The sequence below is a fragment of the Rhodococcus sp. SJ-2 genome, from assembly GCF_053750035.1.
The window spans coordinates 4,161,128-4,177,975 of the sequence record NZ_CM132340.1; the positions used below are offsets into that span (position 1 = coordinate 4,161,128).

Annotated in this window: 20 protein-coding genes and 1 riboswitch; of the genes, 7 read left to right on the forward strand and 13 right to left on the reverse strand. The window is 65.4% G+C overall.

Annotation, left to right across the window (positions count from 1 at the left end; translation table 11 throughout):
* Positions 1–20: 20 nt before the first annotated feature.
* From ACSYG9_RS19490 to ACSYG9_RS19515, 6 genes are all read right to left on the reverse strand, one after another.
* A complete protein-coding gene (locus tag ACSYG9_RS19490; RefSeq protein ID WP_454839630.1) occupies positions 21–584 on the reverse strand; it encodes a LysM peptidoglycan-binding domain-containing protein in 564 nt (187 codons plus the stop codon).
* A gap of 124 nt (positions 585–708) precedes the next feature.
* Entirely contained in the window at positions 709–1,704 is a 996-nt protein-coding gene (locus ACSYG9_RS19495; protein WP_440124068.1) for an alpha/beta hydrolase fold domain-containing protein, read from the reverse strand.
* A 189-nt stretch (positions 1,705–1,893) separates the two neighbouring features.
* Complete coding sequence (locus tag ACSYG9_RS19500; protein ID WP_454839632.1) at positions 1,894–2,643, reverse strand: ABC transporter ATP-binding protein; 750 nt, start codon at positions 2,641–2,643, stop codon at positions 1,894–1,896.
* Positions 2,640–3,389 carry an ABC transporter permease gene (locus ACSYG9_RS19505; protein ID WP_454843004.1) on the reverse strand — a complete coding sequence of 250 codons (750 nt, stop codon included), beginning with the start codon at positions 3,387–3,389 and terminating at the stop codon, positions 2,640–2,642. Before ACSYG9_RS19505 ends, ACSYG9_RS19500 begins: the two co-directional genes overlap by 4 nt.
* A 79-nt stretch (positions 3,390–3,468) precedes the next feature.
* Positions 3,469–4,446, reverse strand: coding sequence for an ABC transporter substrate-binding protein (locus ACSYG9_RS19510; RefSeq protein ID WP_454843005.1), 978 nt, complete (start codon positions 4,444–4,446; stop codon positions 3,469–3,471).
* Positions 4,447–4,475: 29 nt separating this feature from the next.
* Positions 4,476–5,186: a TenA family protein gene (locus tag ACSYG9_RS19515; protein WP_440124070.1), complete on the reverse strand. Its 711-nt coding sequence runs from the start codon at positions 5,184–5,186 to the stop codon at positions 4,476–4,478.
* A riboswitch (TPP riboswitch) is annotated at positions 5,179–5,275 on the reverse strand. It overlaps the preceding gene by 8 nt.
* Before the next feature lie 83 nt (positions 5,276–5,358).
* Here ACSYG9_RS19515 and ACSYG9_RS19520 point away from each other — a divergent pair.
* Genes ACSYG9_RS19520 through ACSYG9_RS19535 form a run of 4 tightly spaced genes read left to right on the forward strand, consistent with a single transcriptional unit; the run spans position 5,359 to position 10,193 of the window.
* Positions 5,359–6,900: a carboxylesterase/lipase family protein gene (locus tag ACSYG9_RS19520; protein WP_454839634.1), complete on the forward strand. Its 1,542-nt coding sequence runs from the start codon at positions 5,359–5,361 to the stop codon at positions 6,898–6,900.
* Positions 6,901–6,955: 55 nt separating this feature from the next.
* Positions 6,956–7,609 carry a TetR family transcriptional regulator gene (locus ACSYG9_RS19525; RefSeq protein ID WP_440124072.1) on the forward strand — a complete coding sequence of 218 codons (654 nt, stop codon included), beginning with the start codon at positions 6,956–6,958 and terminating at the stop codon, positions 7,607–7,609.
* Between the two features lie 20 nt (positions 7,610–7,629).
* On the forward strand, positions 7,630–8,556 hold the full coding sequence (locus ACSYG9_RS19530; RefSeq protein WP_440124073.1) for an ATP-binding cassette domain-containing protein: 927 nt from the start codon (positions 7,630–7,632) through the stop codon (positions 8,554–8,556).
* Positions 8,553–10,193 carry an ABC transporter permease gene (locus ACSYG9_RS19535; RefSeq protein ID WP_440124074.1) on the forward strand — a complete coding sequence of 547 codons (1,641 nt, stop codon included), beginning with the start codon at positions 8,553–8,555 and terminating at the stop codon, positions 10,191–10,193. Before ACSYG9_RS19530 ends, ACSYG9_RS19535 begins: the two co-directional genes overlap by 4 nt.
* A gap of 11 nt (positions 10,194–10,204) precedes the next feature.
* Here the strand turns inward: ACSYG9_RS19535 and ACSYG9_RS19540 are convergent, their stop codons facing one another.
* Genes ACSYG9_RS19540 through ACSYG9_RS19570 form a run of 7 tightly spaced genes read right to left on the reverse strand, consistent with a single transcriptional unit; the run spans position 10,205 to position 13,707 of the window.
* Positions 10,205–10,492, reverse strand: coding sequence for an N-acetyltransferase (locus ACSYG9_RS19540; protein ID WP_440124075.1), 288 nt, complete (start codon positions 10,490–10,492; stop codon positions 10,205–10,207).
* A gap of 10 nt (positions 10,493–10,502) precedes the next feature.
* Complete coding sequence (locus tag ACSYG9_RS19545) at positions 10,503–11,141, reverse strand: Type 1 glutamine amidotransferase-like domain-containing protein (protein ID WP_440124076.1); 639 nt, start codon at positions 11,139–11,141, stop codon at positions 10,503–10,505.
* A gap of 3 nt (positions 11,142–11,144) precedes the next feature.
* On the reverse strand, positions 11,145–11,948 hold the full coding sequence (locus ACSYG9_RS19550; protein ID WP_440127725.1) for a maleylpyruvate isomerase family mycothiol-dependent enzyme: 804 nt from the start codon (positions 11,946–11,948) through the stop codon (positions 11,145–11,147).
* A 38-nt stretch (positions 11,949–11,986) separates the two neighbouring features.
* Positions 11,987–12,427: an HIT domain-containing protein gene (locus ACSYG9_RS19555; protein WP_440124077.1), complete on the reverse strand. Its 441-nt coding sequence runs from the start codon at positions 12,425–12,427 to the stop codon at positions 11,987–11,989.
* 4 nt (positions 12,428–12,431) lie between these two features.
* Entirely contained in the window at positions 12,432–13,175 is a 744-nt protein-coding gene (locus ACSYG9_RS19560; protein ID WP_440124078.1) for an NAD-dependent protein deacylase, read from the reverse strand.
* 24 nt (positions 13,176–13,199) lie between these two features.
* Positions 13,200–13,334 (reverse strand): hypothetical protein, encoded by a 135-nt coding sequence (locus ACSYG9_RS19565; RefSeq protein ID WP_440124079.1) that lies wholly within the window; start codon positions 13,332–13,334, stop codon positions 13,200–13,202.
* Between the two features lie 10 nt (positions 13,335–13,344).
* Complete coding sequence (locus ACSYG9_RS19570) at positions 13,345–13,707, reverse strand: DUF488 domain-containing protein (protein ID WP_440124080.1); 363 nt, start codon at positions 13,705–13,707, stop codon at positions 13,345–13,347.
* A gap of 257 nt (positions 13,708–13,964) precedes the next feature.
* On the opposite strand from ACSYG9_RS19570, the gene ACSYG9_RS19575 reads away from it, so the two are divergent.
* Genes ACSYG9_RS19575 through ACSYG9_RS19585 form a run of 3 tightly spaced genes read left to right on the forward strand, consistent with a single transcriptional unit; the run spans position 13,965 to position 16,846 of the window.
* Positions 13,965–15,092 carry a Re/Si-specific NAD(P)(+) transhydrogenase subunit alpha gene (locus ACSYG9_RS19575; protein ID WP_454839636.1) on the forward strand — a complete coding sequence of 376 codons (1,128 nt, stop codon included), beginning with the start codon at positions 13,965–13,967 and terminating at the stop codon, positions 15,090–15,092.
* Positions 15,093–15,422, forward strand: a complete 330-nt coding sequence (locus ACSYG9_RS19580; protein WP_378491393.1) for an NAD(P) transhydrogenase subunit alpha — start codon at positions 15,093–15,095, stop codon at positions 15,420–15,422.
* A complete protein-coding gene (locus ACSYG9_RS19585; RefSeq protein WP_440124082.1) occupies positions 15,422–16,846 on the forward strand; it encodes an NAD(P)(+) transhydrogenase (Re/Si-specific) subunit beta in 1,425 nt (474 codons plus the stop codon). Before ACSYG9_RS19580 ends, ACSYG9_RS19585 begins: the two co-directional genes overlap by 1 nt.
* Positions 16,847–16,848: the final 2 nt, after the last annotated feature.

A 16,848-nucleotide genomic window follows, 5' to 3' on the forward strand; every position in this document is an offset into this window, starting at 1 on the left:
GCACTACCGGCCTGTGGTCGTCACGGGATGGTGAGCACCTGGCCTGGCTGGATCAGGTCCGGATCGGACACACCGCTCGCATCGGCGATGCGCTGGTACTGGTTGCCGTCGCCGTAGAAGCGCTCGGCGATCGCCCAGAGAGTGTCGCCGGAGGCGACAGTGTGGGTACGAGGTGCCGGGGCAGCGGCGGGAGCGGGCTCGGCCGGTGCGGCAGCCACGTGGGCCGGCTCGGCAACGGGCCCTGCGGCCTTCGGAGCAACACTGTTGCTCGCCCACACCGGCTTGTCTCCCGCGTACAGCACGACATTGCGGTCGTCCTGCACCGTCAGGCGCACACCTGAATTACCGCTCGTCTCCGACGCCCAGACGGGGGAGTTGTCATCCTTGTACAGGACGAAGTTGCCGTCCTCTTGTACGTTCGCGCGCACCGCGCCCGAGCCGTCGGTTCCCGCCGCCCACACGGCCTTGCCGCCCTCGGACAGGACCAGGTTGCCGTCCCGCTGGAGCACGAGAGTGTATTTGCCGTTGTCGGACTTCAGTTCCTGGCCCACAGCGAGGCTTTGGCCGGAATTGAGAGAGCTCACACTGACCCTTTCGATCGATACATTGCGATTCGGGCAACCGGCTCGAACCGGACGCCGTGACGCACAGTACCGCCCACCCGACTCCTACCTGTGGACGCCGCAGCGGGTCCCGCTGTTCGCCGAATCACACCGTGTCGAGTGAGCGCACGAACCTTCCGATCTCGGCGACCGCACGGCTGCCCTCGGGAACCAGCGACGCGGCAGCCTGGAACACGTGCACCTGCTTCTCCCACACCTGCAGTTCCGTCGGGACACCGGCCGAGGCGAGACGGTACGCCATCGTCTCGGCGTCGACGAACGTCATCTCCTCGGATCCGGTCTGCAGCAGGGCAGGCGGCATGCCGGTCAGGTCGAGATCCACGGGCGAAGGCACGGGCTCGTAGCGGTCATCGATCCGTTCGGCCCTCTCGATCAAGGTGGACAATGCAGGCACCGCTCGCCGCGGGAACAGCGCACACTTCCGGGCATTCGGATGGTCGAGCTTGCGATAGGGATCGAGGTCGGTCAGCGGCGAGATCGCGACGGTGCCCGCGGCGCGCCCCAGCCCCAGCCGCAGTGCTTCGTGGGCCACGGAGAAGCTGAGAAATCCGCCCGCGGAATCGCCTGCGATGACGATGCGATCGGTCGAGTAGCCATGGGCGATCAGCCAACGCAGTCCGGAGAGGCCGTCGTCGACCGCATGTCGGATCGGGTGACGCGGGAGCATCCGGTAGGCCACCGACAGCACCGGGGCGCCTGCTGCCGCCGAGATGCGCGACACCAGCTGGCGGTGGGTGGTCAGACCGCAGCACAGAAACGCTCCGCCGTGCAGGTACAGGATTGCGCTGCGGCCGCCTGCGCCGGGGGCGCGGACGAACTCGGCGGGGCAGGTTTCCAACGCCATGCGGTGGTACTCGGTCCCCGGTACCGGGAGAAGTGGGAACGCTGCGCGGTCGACCAGACCCGTCGGCCACGGAAGAGACGGGGTGAGCGCCCACGCGTCGAGGAACGGGCGCACCGTGTGGCGCAAGGAGATGCTCAGGGCACGCGAGGCGATGCTGACGCCGCCGTGCTCCTCGATCTGCGGGGTGGTACGTGCAGGAGCAGGCGCGACGAGTGGGACGGACAATGCGCTGCTCATCTGATCGCCTCCTCGCCACTGGTAGCAACACCGGACCGGTGTTCGGACTACGGATCATTCAAGCTACGCCCGACATGTGGTGCCGGTGGGCCTCGTAATCCGATAGATACGACGTGGCACGCCCGGTGCAGGTGGGGCGGCATCCTGTTACCGATTCGATATTGCGGGTTCTCCGAATAGCGCCAGCGCTCAAAGCATGTCGGACCTTGCGTGCAGGACCGACACGAGTTCACGTTCGACTGCCACGAATTCAGGGTCGGTCAGCAACTCCAACGACCGTGGTCGCGGTAGCCCGACCCGGACTTCGTGCAGGATCCGTGCAGGTCGCGGCGACAGGACCAGTACCCGGTCGGACAGCAGGACGGCCTCACGTACGTCGTGCGTGATCATCAGGACGGTCCAGCGGTCGCGCAGCCACACCGCCTGCAGCCACAACTGCATGTCGGTGCGGGTGAGGGAGTCGAGAGCGCCGAACGGTTCGTCGAGCAGCAGAATCTCGCGTTGCTGGATCACGGTTCGCGCCAATGCTGCACGCTGACGCATCCCGCCGGACAGTTGCGACGGACGAGCCTCCTCGAACCCGGCGAGTCCGAACGTGGGGAACAGTGCGCGCGCCCGCGCGCGTGCCTCCCGACGTGGTACGCCCTGCACTTCGAGGGCGAGCGCGCAGTTGTCGAGGACTGTGCGCCAGGGGAACAGGAGATCCTTCTGGGGCATCAGCGCAGCGCGTCCCGGGGACGCCGGAGCGCCGCCGACCGTGACGATCCCTTCGTCGGGCGTGTCGAGTCCCGCGATCAGGCCGAACAGCGTGGACTTCCCTGACCCGCTCGGACCGATGACCGAGACGAATTCCCCTGGGGACACGTCGAACCCGATGCCGTCGAGCACGTGGTTGCCGTCGAACGACCGGTGGACGCCGGAAAGGGTGACGGCACTCATGCGTGGCTCCCGGTTGTTCGATTCTCTGTGCCGAGGGCCCACGGTGCGATCAGGCGCTGTGCCACATACGTGAGCAGGTACAACACCAATGACACTGTCGCGGTGACCAGTACCGCAGCGAGCACCAGATCGGTACGGAACGAATTCTTCTGGATGGCCATGTAGATGCCGAGCCCCGATGTGGCGCCGACGTACTCCGCGAACACCGCACCCACCACGGCGTAGGTGATGCCGATGCGCAGCGAGGTGAAGAACCGAGGCAGCGCCGAGGGAAGACGCACATACCGGAACTCCTGCCACCGAGTGGCTCCCATGCTGCGCAGAAGTGCCCCGGCCTCGCGGTCCGTCGCGGCAAATCCCTCGATCAAGCCGATCGCCATCGGAAAGAATGTGGCCAGGGCGATCACCAGAATCTTCGGCAGGAGACCGAAGCCGAACCAGATGATCATGAGCGGGGCGATCGCGATGATCGGCAGTGTCTGCGAGGCGACGAACAGCGGCACGAATGCTCGCCGTAGGAACGGCGAGAAATCGACCGCGATCGCCAGTATCCACGCCACGGTCAACGACACCACGAAACCGACGATCGTGACCTGCAGTGTCGCAGCGGCGTGCTCGGCAATAGCGGTGCGATGTGCCCACCCCTGCTGCAGCACGCGCGCGGGAGACGGCAGCACCTGCGGGCGGATTCCGCTGATCATCACGTACAGCTGCCACGTCGCGACGAGCACCACCGCGACGACCATTGCAGGAAGTACACGATCGATGCGGTGTCGGAGCGTCCCGGCCGGGTCCGTCGTGACCCGGATATCGGTCCCTGCGGGCTCAGGGCGTTTGGTAGTCATCGGTGAGGTAGGTCGACCAGTCGGGTTCGGCGGTCAAGGGCGCGCCGTCGGGGCCGGTGAGAAGGCCCTGTTCATAGAGGAACCGGGAGTACCCGGTCCACCTGCTCGTGTCGAGAGTCCCGACGCGTCCCTGGTCGTCGCGCATGAAGTCGGCTGAGAGCATCCGCTGACTCTCGAAGACGAGTTCTTCGTTCGAGAACACACCCGGGTTGGCGTCGAGCAGCGCACGCGCGCCTCGATCGGGATCGTCGGCAGCGATCTCGTAGCCACGCTGCAGTGCCTGCACGAACGCGCGACCACGATCGGGGTTCTCGGCGAGCCAGTCCTCGTTGCCGTTGACGACGATCGCGTACTGATCGGGGAATCCGTAGTCGGTGTAGTCGAAATAGCGCATCGGCAATCCACGATGCTCCGCTTCGAGTCCCTCCCACGCCAGATACGAGACGGTGAAGTCCGCGGTGCCCGAATAGACGGCCTCGTACGCCGACGTTCCGAGAACGACCTCGTCGAACTCGCCTCGCCCGCCATCGTTGCGGATGACCTGCGCCAATGTCTCCGAGACACCTGGATCGGCGAAACCTGCGTAGATTCGGCCGTCGAGGTCTGCCGGCCGTGTGAGATCGCCGCGGTCGGACTTGACCGCAATACCTGTCGCCCAATGTTGTAACGGGGCGAGGACCGAAACGGTATGCGCTCCTGCGGCGCGTGCGAACGTCGCCATTCCTTGCGTCGAGATCCCGAATTCCGCATTGCCCGCGTCGACGAGAGTGTCGGGTGACGCATCGTTGTAAGGAAGGATCTCGACGTCGAGCCCGGCGTCGTCGAACAATCCTTCCTGCAACGCTACGTACAGACCGGTGTGGTTGGTGTTGGGAGTCCAGTCGAGTGCGAACCGGATCGTGTCGTCGGAACCGCCGCTGGCGCACGCAGTGGCAGTGCACAGGGTCCAGACAGCGATGGTGAGGGCGGTGATCCGGTGCCGGAGCGTCACGACGCAGGCCACGGATGCGTGTTCAGGGCGGTGTCCCAGAACATGAGCTCGTAGCGGGTCGCGAAGATGAAGGCATCGATCATCGCGTCTCGTTCGGTCTCGGTCGCCGCGGCTCCGGCGGCATCGACCAGTGCACGTGCACCCGCGACCGAATCCTGGAAGTCCTGGTCGTCGTAGGCAGCCACCCATTGTGCGTAGGGATGGGCCGGATCGGCGGCGAGCACGTCGGCCGCGCGAGACGCCAGATCGCGGCACACTTCGGCGTAGATCCAGAAGCACGGCAGCACTGCGGCGGCACCCACCGGGTACGGCTCGGTCGCCACCGTGGCAGTCAGGTACGAGACGTAGCCGAGGCAAGCGGGGGAGTGGGCGACAGGAGCGTCGTTGGCGGGGAGTACCCCACCGTGGAGAAGGCGCTGGTGCAGCGAGGACTCTTCGGTGGCCGCCGTCGCGGAGCTCGTCGCCCAGAATGCGCCGGTGACCGGGTCGGGCGCCTTGGACGCAAGCAGCGCGAGGGCTTTGGCGTATCCGGCCAGGTAGAGCCCATCCTGCTCGATGTAGAAGCGGAACGATTCGAGTGGCAGTGTGCCGTCGCCCAGGCGGCGCAGGAACTCGAGGTCGTCGATGGAGTCGCGCAGAACCTTCGTGCGGTCCCACAGGACATCGGTGAAACGGTCGGTCGGTGAATCGTGCGCAGGCACAGTCATCCCGAATCATCCCTTCGTCAGCATTACCTGATCAGGTTCGACGGGTGTGATCTCAGCCCCGCTGTCGCGAAGCACCCCGTGTCGGTCGGAGGCGACGATAGCACCCCGGGCGGGCCGTGGGCGCGGCTGCTGATGGGTACGTTGGGATGCGAGAAGCTCACCGGGAGGTCATGTGGACGCCGAGACGCTCGTTGTCGGATGCAAGTACGGTGACGCCCGCGGGTATCGCGACGGCGCGGTGTACTCGTGGAAAGGGATCCCGTTCGCGGCCCCGACCGGCGGCTACATGAGATTCCGCTCGCCGGAGAGCCCCCGGCCGTGGTCGGGCGTGCTCGACTGCGAGCGGTATGGTCCGATCGCTCCACAGAGCCCGAACAGCCCGATCGGAATCTCGTCCGAGATGTCGATCGGGGAGGACTGCCTCTCTCTCAACATCTGGGCGCCCGAACCGGACGGCGAGAAGCGCCCGGTGATGGTGTGGATCCACGGTGGTGCGTATGTCATCGGCTACTCGGGTCAGAAGATCTACGACGGACGTGCGCTCTGTGAAGCGGGGAACGTCGTGGTGGTCACCCTCAACTATCGCCTGGGTGCCCTCGGATTCCTCGATCTGTCGTCGTTCTCGTCCGCCGGCGACACATATGAGTCGAATCTAGGTCTGCGAGATCAAATTTCGGCGCTCGAATGGGTCCGCGACTGCATCGCGGACTTCGGAGGCGACCCGGATAATGTCACCCTGTTCGGCGAATCGTCCGGTGGGGGCTCCGTCACGACGCTGATGACGGTGCCTCGTGCGGAGGGGCTGTTTCATCGGGCGATCGCGCAGTCGCCGCCGGCGACGTCGGTATACGGTCGTGAGCGTGCCGCGGTGGTCGCCGAGCGGTTCCTCGGGATCCTCGAGGTGTCTCCGGCTCGGGTGGGGCGTCTCCGGCAGATGCCTTTCGAGCAGCTCGTCGAGGCGGCCGAAACGGTGGTCGGGGAGATCCCCACGAAAGTTCCGGGCACATTGGCCATGACGCCGGTGGTCGATCGCGACCTCGTGCCCAAGTACCCGGTCGCGGCATTCCAGAAAGGCCTGTCGCACCGGGTGCCGCTCATCATCGGTTCGAACAAGGACGAGCCGTCGATTTTCCGTTTCATGAAGTCGCCGTTGATGCCGGTCGACGATTCGTCCGTGCGCGCCATGCTGGAGGCGCTTGCGAAGGACCGCCCCGATCTCGAGCCCGAACGGCTCGCCGAAATCGCCGCAGCGTATCCCGATCTGTCGAAGCCGAGCGGGGCGATGGCCTTGTCGCGCGACGCCGGGTTCCGGATGCCGGTGTTGTGGGTGGCGGAAGCGCACTCCGAGCATTCCCAGACGTGGGTGTACCGCTTCGACCACGCGACGCCGATGCTCAAGGCGGCGCGGATCGGCGCCGGGCATGCAACCGAATTACCCTACGTATTCGGTAATTTCGGCACGCTCGGTCGAGATCCGAGTTTCTGGCTCGGTGGGCGTAGGAGTGCGATCGAGGTGTCGGGCAGGATTCAGCGGCGATGGTTGGCGTTCGCGAAGCACGCGGTTCCTGCCGCGCTGGACGCGTCGAAGCACTGGCCGCAGTACGAGCCGCGCGAGCGGGCCACCCTACTCATCGATGCACGGGACACAGTGGTCGCGGATCCGGAGGGCGCAATGCGTGAGGTGTGGGGCGCGCAGGTGATGGGTTTCTCCTGAACCGGGTCGGGGGCGCAGTCTTGACGTCGTTGAACGCGTGTGCAACCCTTGGAACATGCGTTCAACCGAGGGCGTTTCCGACCTCACCACACGCGCTCGCATCCGCGACGCGGCGATCTGTTGCGTTGCTCGAGATGGGGTGAACGTCTCACTTCGGGCCATTGCCTCGGAATGCGGCGTGAGCGCCTCGCTCATCGTGCACCACTTCGGTTCCCGAGCCGGTCTGCGCGAGCACTGCGACGCGTACGTCCTGGGCAGCATCCGAGAGCTCAAGTCCTCGGTCCTCGAGCCGGGCAGCGGCGTCGCGGCAATGCTCGCTCAGCTCGAGAACATCGGGAGCTACGCCCCGCTCATCGGCTACCTGATCCGGAGTCTCCAGGCCCGCGGCCCCGCCTCTGAAGAGTTCCTCGATCATCTGGTGGCCACCACCGAGGATTACCTCGCGAAAGGCACCGAGTCCGGCGTCGTGAGTCGCAGTCGCAACCCTGAGGCACGGGCGCGGGCTCTGGTCGAATTGAGTACCGGCGCGCTCCTGCTGCATGTCCCCGGGCCGAACGAGCCCCTCGACCTCGACACGCTGCCCGCTTGGCTCAGTTCCTACACCGACCGTCTCCTGCTCCCGTTGCTCGAGCTCTACACCGAACCGCTCCTTACCGACTCGAGCATGCTCACCGCGTATCTGGCCGCTCGCGAGGCGGCTCTCTCGTAACCGATCACGGAGGTTGCATCATGGATACACCGGCCATCGAAACCGTCGACCTCGTCAAGACGTTCGGCACCACCCGTGCCCTCGACGGCTTCTCGATCGAAGTCGGAACTGCAACAGTGGCAGGGTTTCTCGGCCCCAATGGTGCCGGAAAGTCAACGGCGATCCGCGTGCTCCTCGGCATGCTGCGTGCCGACTCCGGTTCGGCACGTGTCCTCGGGCTCGATCCGTGGACCGATGCGGTCGAGATCCACCGTCGCATCGCGTATGTTCCGGGTGACACCAATTTGTGGCCTGCGCTCACCGGCGGCGAGATCATCGATCTGCTGACTCGTATCCGTGGCAGTGACAGTCCTTCCCGCCGAGCCGAACTTCTCGAGCGATTCGAACTCGACCCCACCAAGAAGGCTCGCACCTATTCGAAAGGTAACCGGCAGAAGGTCGCACTCGTCGCAGCGTTGGCGTCGGACGTCGAACTGTACCTGTTCGACGAGCCCACGTCCGGACTCGACCCACTGATGGAGGCCGTGTTCACCGACGAGGTGCGCGCATTGCGTGACGCCGGACGAACGGTGCTGCTGTCGAGTCACATTCTCGCCGAGGTCGAGAAACTCTGCGACACCGTGACGATCATCCGCTCCGGAAAAGACGTGGAGACAGGGACTCTCGCGCAGTTGCGGCACCTGACCCGATCCGCGGTGCGAGCCACCGTGCCGACGCTCCCGGGTGGGTTCGCATCGCTCACCGGCGTGCACGACCTGACCTACGACGACGGTCATCTCGCCTTCGACGTCGACAATGCTGCGGTCACCCCCGTACTGCGCGCACTCGCAGAACTCGACATCGCGAATCTGACGATCACCCCGCCGTCACTCGAGGAACTCTTCCTGCGTCATTACGGCGATACCCCCACAGATGCGCCCGAGGAAGAGGAGGTGACGACCCGATGACCGCCGTACTCGCTTCCGGTGCCGACATCGATGCCCGAAGTGCGCACCGATTCAGTGGAATCGGCGACCTGCTCCGGCTCTACCTCCGGCTGGATCGTGTACGCATCGCGGTGTGGACGCTCGCACTCGCATTCACCGTGTATGTGACCGTCGAAAGTCTCATCGCGGCGTATCCGGACGAGGCGGCCAGGCAGGCCCGCGCGGCGCTGCTCGAAAATCCCGCCGCGGTGCTGATGACCGGTCCGGCGTACGGTGCCGACAACTACACTCTGGGCGCGATGACCGCCAACGAACTGAGCTTGACGCTCATCGTTGCCGTCGCAATCATGAACATTCTGCTCGTGGTGCGGCACACGCGTGCCGAAGAGGAAGCCGGGCGACTCGAACTGCTCCGTGCGCTCCCGGTGGGCCCGTTCGCACCCCCCGCAGCGGCTCTGCTCGCCGTCGCTGTCGCAGACTCGATCGTCGGTGCCGGTGTCACTCTCGCGCTGCTTGCGGGAGGCCTCCCTGTCGCGGGATCGTTGCTGTTCGGTGTGGCCACCGCTGTCACGGGCCTGCTGTTCGGCGCGGTGGCTGCTGTGACGGCGCAGTTCAGTGAGCATTCGCGGACAGCGTCGGGCACTGCGCTCGCGGTCCTCGCGGTCGCCTTCCTCGTACGCGGCTTCGGCGACATTCTCGAACCCACAGGGTCATGGCTGTCATGGTTGTCGCCGATCGCGTGGGCGCAGCAGACCCGCCTCTACGTCGACGAGCGGTGGTGGCCGCTGCTGCTGTCGATGGTGACGATCGGTGCGCTGCTGGTACTCGCTGTTGCGCTCTCGCGGCGCCGGGACATCGGCGCCGGGCTGCGTGCTCCGAAGCCGGGTCCGGCCGAAGCCTCAGCGTCGCTGCTCACTCCGCCCGGACCGGCGTGGCGGCTGCTGCGCGGGACGTTCGTGGCGTGGACGGCAGCCCTTGCACTCCTCGGACTGGCGATGGGCACCCTCGCAGATTCGATCCAGAACATGGTCGACAGCGTCCCCGACATCGGCGAATTCCTCGGTGGCGACACACAATCGCTCACCGCCTCGTTCGGTGCGACGATGCTGCTGTTCCTCGTCGTGGGGATCGCGGCGTTCGCTGTCTCAGCGGTCATGCGTATCCACGCAGACGAGGATGCCGGCCGGATCGGACTGGTGATCGTCACCGGGACACCGCGTACGCGATCGTTCCTGTGGATCGTCGCGGTCATCGTGGCGCAGGTGGTCGTCGCATCGGTCGTCACGGGCGCTGCCACGGGTCTGGGTATGTCCATCGCGACCGGTGAGGCCGACTGGATCATCCGGATGTGTGGTGCTGCACTGGCGTACGCGCCCGCGGTGTTGTTCGTCTTCGCGGTGTCGCTAGCGCTGGTCGGCCTCGTCCCGAGACTGGCAAACCTGGCCTGGGTCCTCGTCATCTATGCGGTGTTCGTAGCGTGGTTCGGTGAACTGCTGAATCTGTCGCAGTGGCTGCGCGACCTCTCGCCGTTCTCGCATATACCGCTCGTACCCTACGAAAGTGCGAGTGTTGCACCGATGCTCATGCTCGGCGCAGCTGCGGTGGTGTTGGTCGCGGCGGCAGTCGTGGGCTTCCGCCGCCGCGATATTACGGTGTGACGAAGGTGGCGTCAGTTCCGGTACTCGGGATGCTCGGAGACGAACTTCTCGACGTACGAGCAGGATGTGCCGATCTTCAAACCTTGCTGGCGGGTCGTGTCGAGGGCGTATTGCACGACCTGTCCGGCGAGCCCGCGGCCACGGAAGTCCGCTTCGGTGACCGTGTGATCGAAGTCGCGTAGTCCGCCGGCCTCGCTGTAGTCGGCGTAGGCTGCGAGATCGTCACCGATGAACAGTGCGAACCGCGACTGTTCGGGCAGGTGTTCGATGCGGATGGCGGTCTCAGTGTTGTTCGACATGCTCACGACTTTACATCCGGGTCGGGTCGTCGGTCTCGAACACCAGCGCGTCGTCGTCGCGCAGCGCCACGAATGGGATGGACTCGCGGCGAAGATATTCCAGAGTGCGGCCCACGCCGTCGTCGCCCAGCACCGAATCTCCCGCATGGGGGACAATCGAGTGATCGATCCAGCCGAGCCCGTCCCACAGCACCGGCCCTGCCCCGATCTCGATGACCTCTGCGGGATCGTCCGAGAACTCGAGCCCCCTCAGCGTGGGAGTCGCGATGCACGCCCCGGCGCTGTAGCCCGCGTACGCGAGGGCGCCGGATCCGACCAGGTCGGTGAGTACCGCGTCGCCGCCACTGCGGGCGAGCTGGGCGCGCAGTACAAAGGTGTTACCTCCGCGCACCCACACCGAAGAGAAGGCGGCCAGCCGCGCCCGGAGCCCACCCGGATCCGCAAGATGATCGCGGAGATCGACCTCCTCCGGCTCGTATCCGAGGCCCCGCAGAGGACCGAACTCGCTGGTCACGCTTGACCCTCGCGCGCGAGCGTGCCATGCGTCACCGGCATTGGCGATGACGGCGATGGGTCCGGGCCCGCGCGTCACCTCCAGTAGACGCGCAGGATCGGACCCGAACCGGTAGGAGGACAGGAACAGGCGCATCGGTCAGATCGTGAACGCGAGATTCTCGACGATACGGCGTCCCACCTCGGTGTCTCCGCCGAGAACCACCTCACCGAGTTTGTCGACGCCGCTGACACGCCCACCTGCGAGCCGCACGAACAACGCAGATTCCATCGTGATCGTGCTCGTCGCGGGTCCCGACAACGACGTAACGGCATTCGCACGTCCTGCCACCTCCAGATGGATCGTGCGGGCGAGGGGCCCCGTGAGCTCGATCGTGATCCGCGAACCTTCGGGAGCTTTGCCACGTTTGCCCACGACGAACGGCACCGCACCGAAGATCTCGGCGGACCCGAGTTGCGCTCGGGCACCGCCTTCGCTTCCGACGGTACCCAGCGCGTCGTGAATGTCCAGTTCGTGGAGCCAGCAGTCGAAAACCCTGATGCGCATGAACCGGCCATAGGTTGCCGGACCGACCGGAGTGTCGGCCGGGGCGTCGAAGTCGTTCTGGGTCATCGCATTCAGACTCTCGCGTCGCTGCGCGACGATGTCGCGGTAGCGGGCGAGTACCTCTGGTCCCGGGACACGGCGAAGATGCTCGACCCACAGCTCGTTGAACGCCGCGATTTCGTTGCGGACATGGGCCAGTGTGTGCACGTCGATGTCGACATGAGGTGCTGCGACCCCGGCGAGCAGAGATTCGGTTCCGATCAGGTGCGCGGCGATGTCCTTGACCGTCCATCCGGGCAGCTCGGTGGGCGTGAACCACGCATCCCCGTCGATGTCGGAGAGCACAGTGTCGAGAACCTCGAACTGCTCGAGGAGTAACGGCCGGATGACGTCGATGGAAAATTCGCTGGTTTCGGAACTGCCGGACGAGGTGGTCACAGATTCTCCTCTTTCGAAAGACGGTCGAGGCCGACGCGGATGGCCGCAGCGGTGGATTCAGGGTGGCGGTGTTTGCGGCGGAGGACGCCGACACCCAGACGGAAGCGGTCGCCGTTCCATCGGGGAATGACGTGCAGGTGCATGTGGAAAACGGTCTGGAATGCGGCGCGACCGTCGTTGACCACCAGGTTGGCGCCGTCGGTGGCGAGGTCGGATCGAGACAGTGCGCGGGCCATGCGCTGGCCTGCCTGGAACATCGACGCCGCGTGCACGGGGTCGAGGTCTTCGAGCCGGTCCGAATGGGCGCGCGGCACCACCAGCAGATGCCCGCGCGCCAGGGGCCGGATGTCGAGGAACGCGACCACGTGGTCGTCCTGGTAGACGAGTGCGGCCGGCGCGGCACCTCCGGCTATGTCGCAGAACACGCAGGAGTCCACCTGCTCACTGTATCGCCGACACCAGTTCCGGCAGCCCTACCGCGGAGGTCGTGCGCCACACGTGGTCGGCCTGATCCGACAGGTCGGTGTCCTCCGGGTTGATCTCGATGACCGGAACACCGTGGTCTCGTGCAAGTGAAGGCAGGCCCGCTGCGGGATACACGACTCCGGAAGTGCCGACGACGAGCAGCAGATCCGCCTCACGTAGCGATGCTGTGGCGGCGTGCCACGGACGATCGGGCAACATTTCCCCGAACCACACGACCCCGGGACGGACCAGTCCGCTGCAGTCCGCGCACACCGGCGGCTCGAGTCGTTCGACGGCAGTCGCAGGCGGATCGGGGACCTCGGCTGCGCTGCCGCAGTCGGCGCAGCGCGGCTCGAACAGACTGCCGTGCAGGTGTGCGAGCACCGCGCTGCCTGCCCGCTCGTGCAGATCGTCGACGTTCTGCGTCGTGATCTGCAGATCCGTCGTGCGTCCCCAGTCGGACAGCGCGAGGTGGCCGGCGTTCGGCTGCACTCGCCGCACCGATCCGACGCGCCACTGGTACCACGCCCACACAAGTGAAGGGTCGTCGTTCCATGCTTCGGGTGTTGCGAGCGCCGCGGGATCGAACTTCTCCCACAATCCGGTCTGCGCATCACGGAAAGTCGGTACTCCGCTCTCGGCGGACATGCCGGCGCCGGTGAGCACGGCGATGCGCCGAGCCGGAGATGCGAGGTCGTAGATCGCAGTGGGAACGGCCATGCCGTCAGATCGTAGGGACTGAGATCAAGTCGTGGGGGAGTTGTCCCACTCGTGTCCACAGCGCGGGCACGGCGCATCGAGGTCGTCGAGGAACAGACCGCATTCCGGGCAGACGCGGTTGAGCCAGCACACCGGGTCGCCGCCGAAATCATCGCTCATTCGCTTCGTATTACTCCTCGCGCAGATGCTCGGCAAGAACCTCCGCGCCGCTGTGCTCGACGTCGCGGGTTGCGGTGAGAAGTACGAGGGGGCGTCCGTCGGCAAGCTTGTCGAGCCGCTCGATCGCGGCGCGACCGCCGGGCGACGTCAACTCGTCGATGTACCGATCGCGGAACTCTGCGAACAACGCTGTGTCGTGCGAGTACCACTTCCGCAGATCCGTCGATGGTGCAAGTTCCTTCGCCCAGTCGTCGTAATGGAAAGCATCCTTGCGAAGTCCTCGGGGCCACAACCGGTCCACGAGGACACGCACAGAATCCTCGGCGCCAGGGTGGTCGTAGACCCGCTCGACACTGACTTCACGTCGCGACATGTGTACCTCCCGAAGTCGACTTCTCACAGATGCGAAGGTGCGCCTGTGAAGTGAGGTGCCTCACATTCTTGCATTTTCTTACTGTTCGGACTCGATTCAGACAGTCCGGGCCGCTTGCGGCTCGCGTGTGGGCGCGGTAGGTCTGGCAAGGCTTACAACACACGTGTAAGGCCGTTACATGGCCGACAGACACGCCATTCGCCGCCGATCGCGGCGCCGCGCGCGGCAATTTCATTCGACGCAGGAGTTAGAGAATATTGAGTAGCGAAGGATCGAACACGGAGAGCGGGGACCGCCGCCGCCCGGCCGTCGGTGTCGTTCGTGAGACGAACGACGGCGAGCGGCGGGTCGCGCTGGTGCCGAAAGTTGTGCCCTCACTCGTTTCGAAGGGCTTCGACGTCATAGTCGAGCCCGGCGCCGGGCAGAACGCACTGATCCCGGACGGTGCATACAAGGAAGCGGGCGCCACGATCGGTGACGCGTGGTCGGCCGACATCGTCGTCAAGGTCGCACCGCCGTCGGACGCCGAGGTAGCCCGGTTGAAGTCGGGGCAGAAGCTGATCGGCTTCCTTGCTCCGCGCAATGCAGAGAATCAGATCGGTGCACTGACCTCCGCGGGGGTCGAGGCGTATGCCGTCGAGGCGATCCCGCGTATCTCGCGTGCCCAGGTGATGGACGCGCTGTCGTCGCAGGGCAACGTGTCCGGCTACAAGTCGGTGCTCGTCGCCGCGTCGGAATCGACGCGTTTCTTCCCGATGCTGACCACCGCGGCAGGCACCGTGAAGCCGGCGACCGTGCTGGTGCTCGGTGTGGGTGTCGCGGGCCTGCAGGCTCTGGCCACCGCCAAGCGTCTCGGTGGTCGCACCACCGGGTACGACGTGCGTCCCGAGGTTGCCGATCAGGTGCGCTCGGTGGGTGCGCAGTGGCTCGATCTCGGTATCGATGCCGCAGGCGAGGGCGGATACGCCCGTGAGCTCACCGACGAGGAACGCGCCCAGCAGCAGCAGGCGCTCGAGAATGCCATCAAGGGCTTCGACGTCGTCATCACCACCGCTCTGGTGCCGGGTCGTCCGGCGCCGCGTCTGGTGACCGCCGCTGCCGTCGAGGGCATGAAGCCCGGTTCGGTCATCGTGGACCTCGCCGGTGAAACCGGTGGCAACTGTGAGCTCACCGAGCCCGGACAGACGGTCGTCAAGCACGATGTAACGATCTGCTCGCCGTTGAACCTGCCCGCGACAATGCCCGAGCACGCGTCCGAGCTCTATTCGAAGAACGTGTCCGCGCTGATCGAGCTGTTGCTCGACGAGAGCGGCGCGCTCGCCCCCGACTTCTCGGACGAGATCCTTTCGGGTGCATGCGTGACGCGGTCGAAGGAGAACGTCTAGATGTACAACGAACTGCTCGCGAACATCGCGATTCTGGTCCTTGCCGGATTCGTCGGATTCGCCGTCATCTCCAAGGTTCCGAACACGCTGCACACGCCGCTGATGTCCGGTACCAACGCCATTCACGGCATCGTCGTGCTCGGCGCCCTGGTGGTCCTCGGGCATCTGCCCGGCGACGCCCACTGGGGAATCAAGATCATTCTGTTCGTCGCTCTTGTCTTCGGCACCCTGAACGTGGTCGGCGGCTTCGTCGTCACCGACCGCATGCTGGGGATGTTCAAGCAGCGCAAGGAGGCCCCGAAGGCTGCCGAGAAGGGGGCTGACGCCTGATGAGTTACCTCGTTTCAGTCCTGTACATCGTCGCGTTCGCGATGTTCATCTACGGTCTGTCGGGCCTGACCGGACCGAAGACCGCAGTGCGCGGCAACTACATCGCCGCAGTCGGTATGGGTGTCGCGGTCGTCGCGGTGCTCATCGACATCCGTGAGACCGAGAACTGGGGGCTGATCATCGGCGGTCTGGCCGTCGGTGTCATCCTCGGTGTGCCGCCGGCCTTGAAGACCAAGATGACGGCGATGCCGCAGCTGGTCGCGCTGTTCAACGGCGTCGGCGGTGGCACCGTCGCGCTGATCGCGTGGGCCGAGTACCTCGAGTCCTCGAGCTTCACCACCCTCGACGACGTTCCGACCGTCACCATGATCGTCGGATCGCTGTTCGCTGCGATCATCGGCTCGATCTCCTTCTGGGGCTCGCTCGTCGCGTTCGCCAAACTGCAGGAGCTGCTGAACAAGAACCTCGAGAAGAAGCTGGTCTCCGCCGCGAAGCTGTTCCAGCTCGCCAACATCGTGCTCGTGATCGCGTCCATTGCGGTCGCCGTGTACATCGGTATCAGCGCCGACGGTGAGCCGCTCGCGTCATGGTGGATCGTGCTGCTGCTGGTCATCGCGGGCCTGATGGGTCTGTTCGTGGTGCTGCCGATCGGTGGCGCCGACATGCCGGTGGTGATCTCGCTGCTCAACGCCCTGACGGGTCTGTCCGCTGCTGCGGCCGGCTTGGCGCTGAACAATCAGGCGATGATCGTTGCAGGCATGATCGTCGGCGCGTCCGGCACGATCTTGACCAACCTGATGGCCAAGGCCATGAACCGTTCGATCCCGGCGATCGTGTTCGGTGCGTTCGGTGGCGGCGACGAGGGTGGCGCTGCGGCGGGCCCCGGTGGTGGCACGGTGAAGGCGACCTCGGCTTCCGATGCCGCGATCCAGATGGCGTATGCCAATCAGGTCATCGTGGTGCCCGGGTACGGTCTGGCGGTCGCGCAGGCGCAGCACGCGGTCAAGGAGATGGCGGCGCTGCTCGAGGAGCGTGGTGTCGAGGTCAAGTACGCGATCCACCCGGTCGCCGGTCGGATGCCCGGTCATATGAATGTGCTGTTGGCCGAGGCCGATGTCGAGTACGACGCGATGAAGGAGATGGACGACATCAACGGCGAGTTCGGTCGTACCGATGTCACCATCGTCATCGGTGCGAACGATGTGACCAACCCTGCGGCGCGGCAGGATTCGTCGTCTCCGATCTACGGTATGCCGATCTTGAATGTGGATCAGTCGAGGTCGGTAATCGTGATGAAGCGGTCGATGTCCTCCGGTTATGCCGGTATCGAGAACCCGTTGTTCACGCTCGATCAGACGTCGATGCTGTTCGGTGACGCGAAGAAGATGGTCGGTGAGGTCACGGAAGAGCTGAAGGCTCTCTAGTC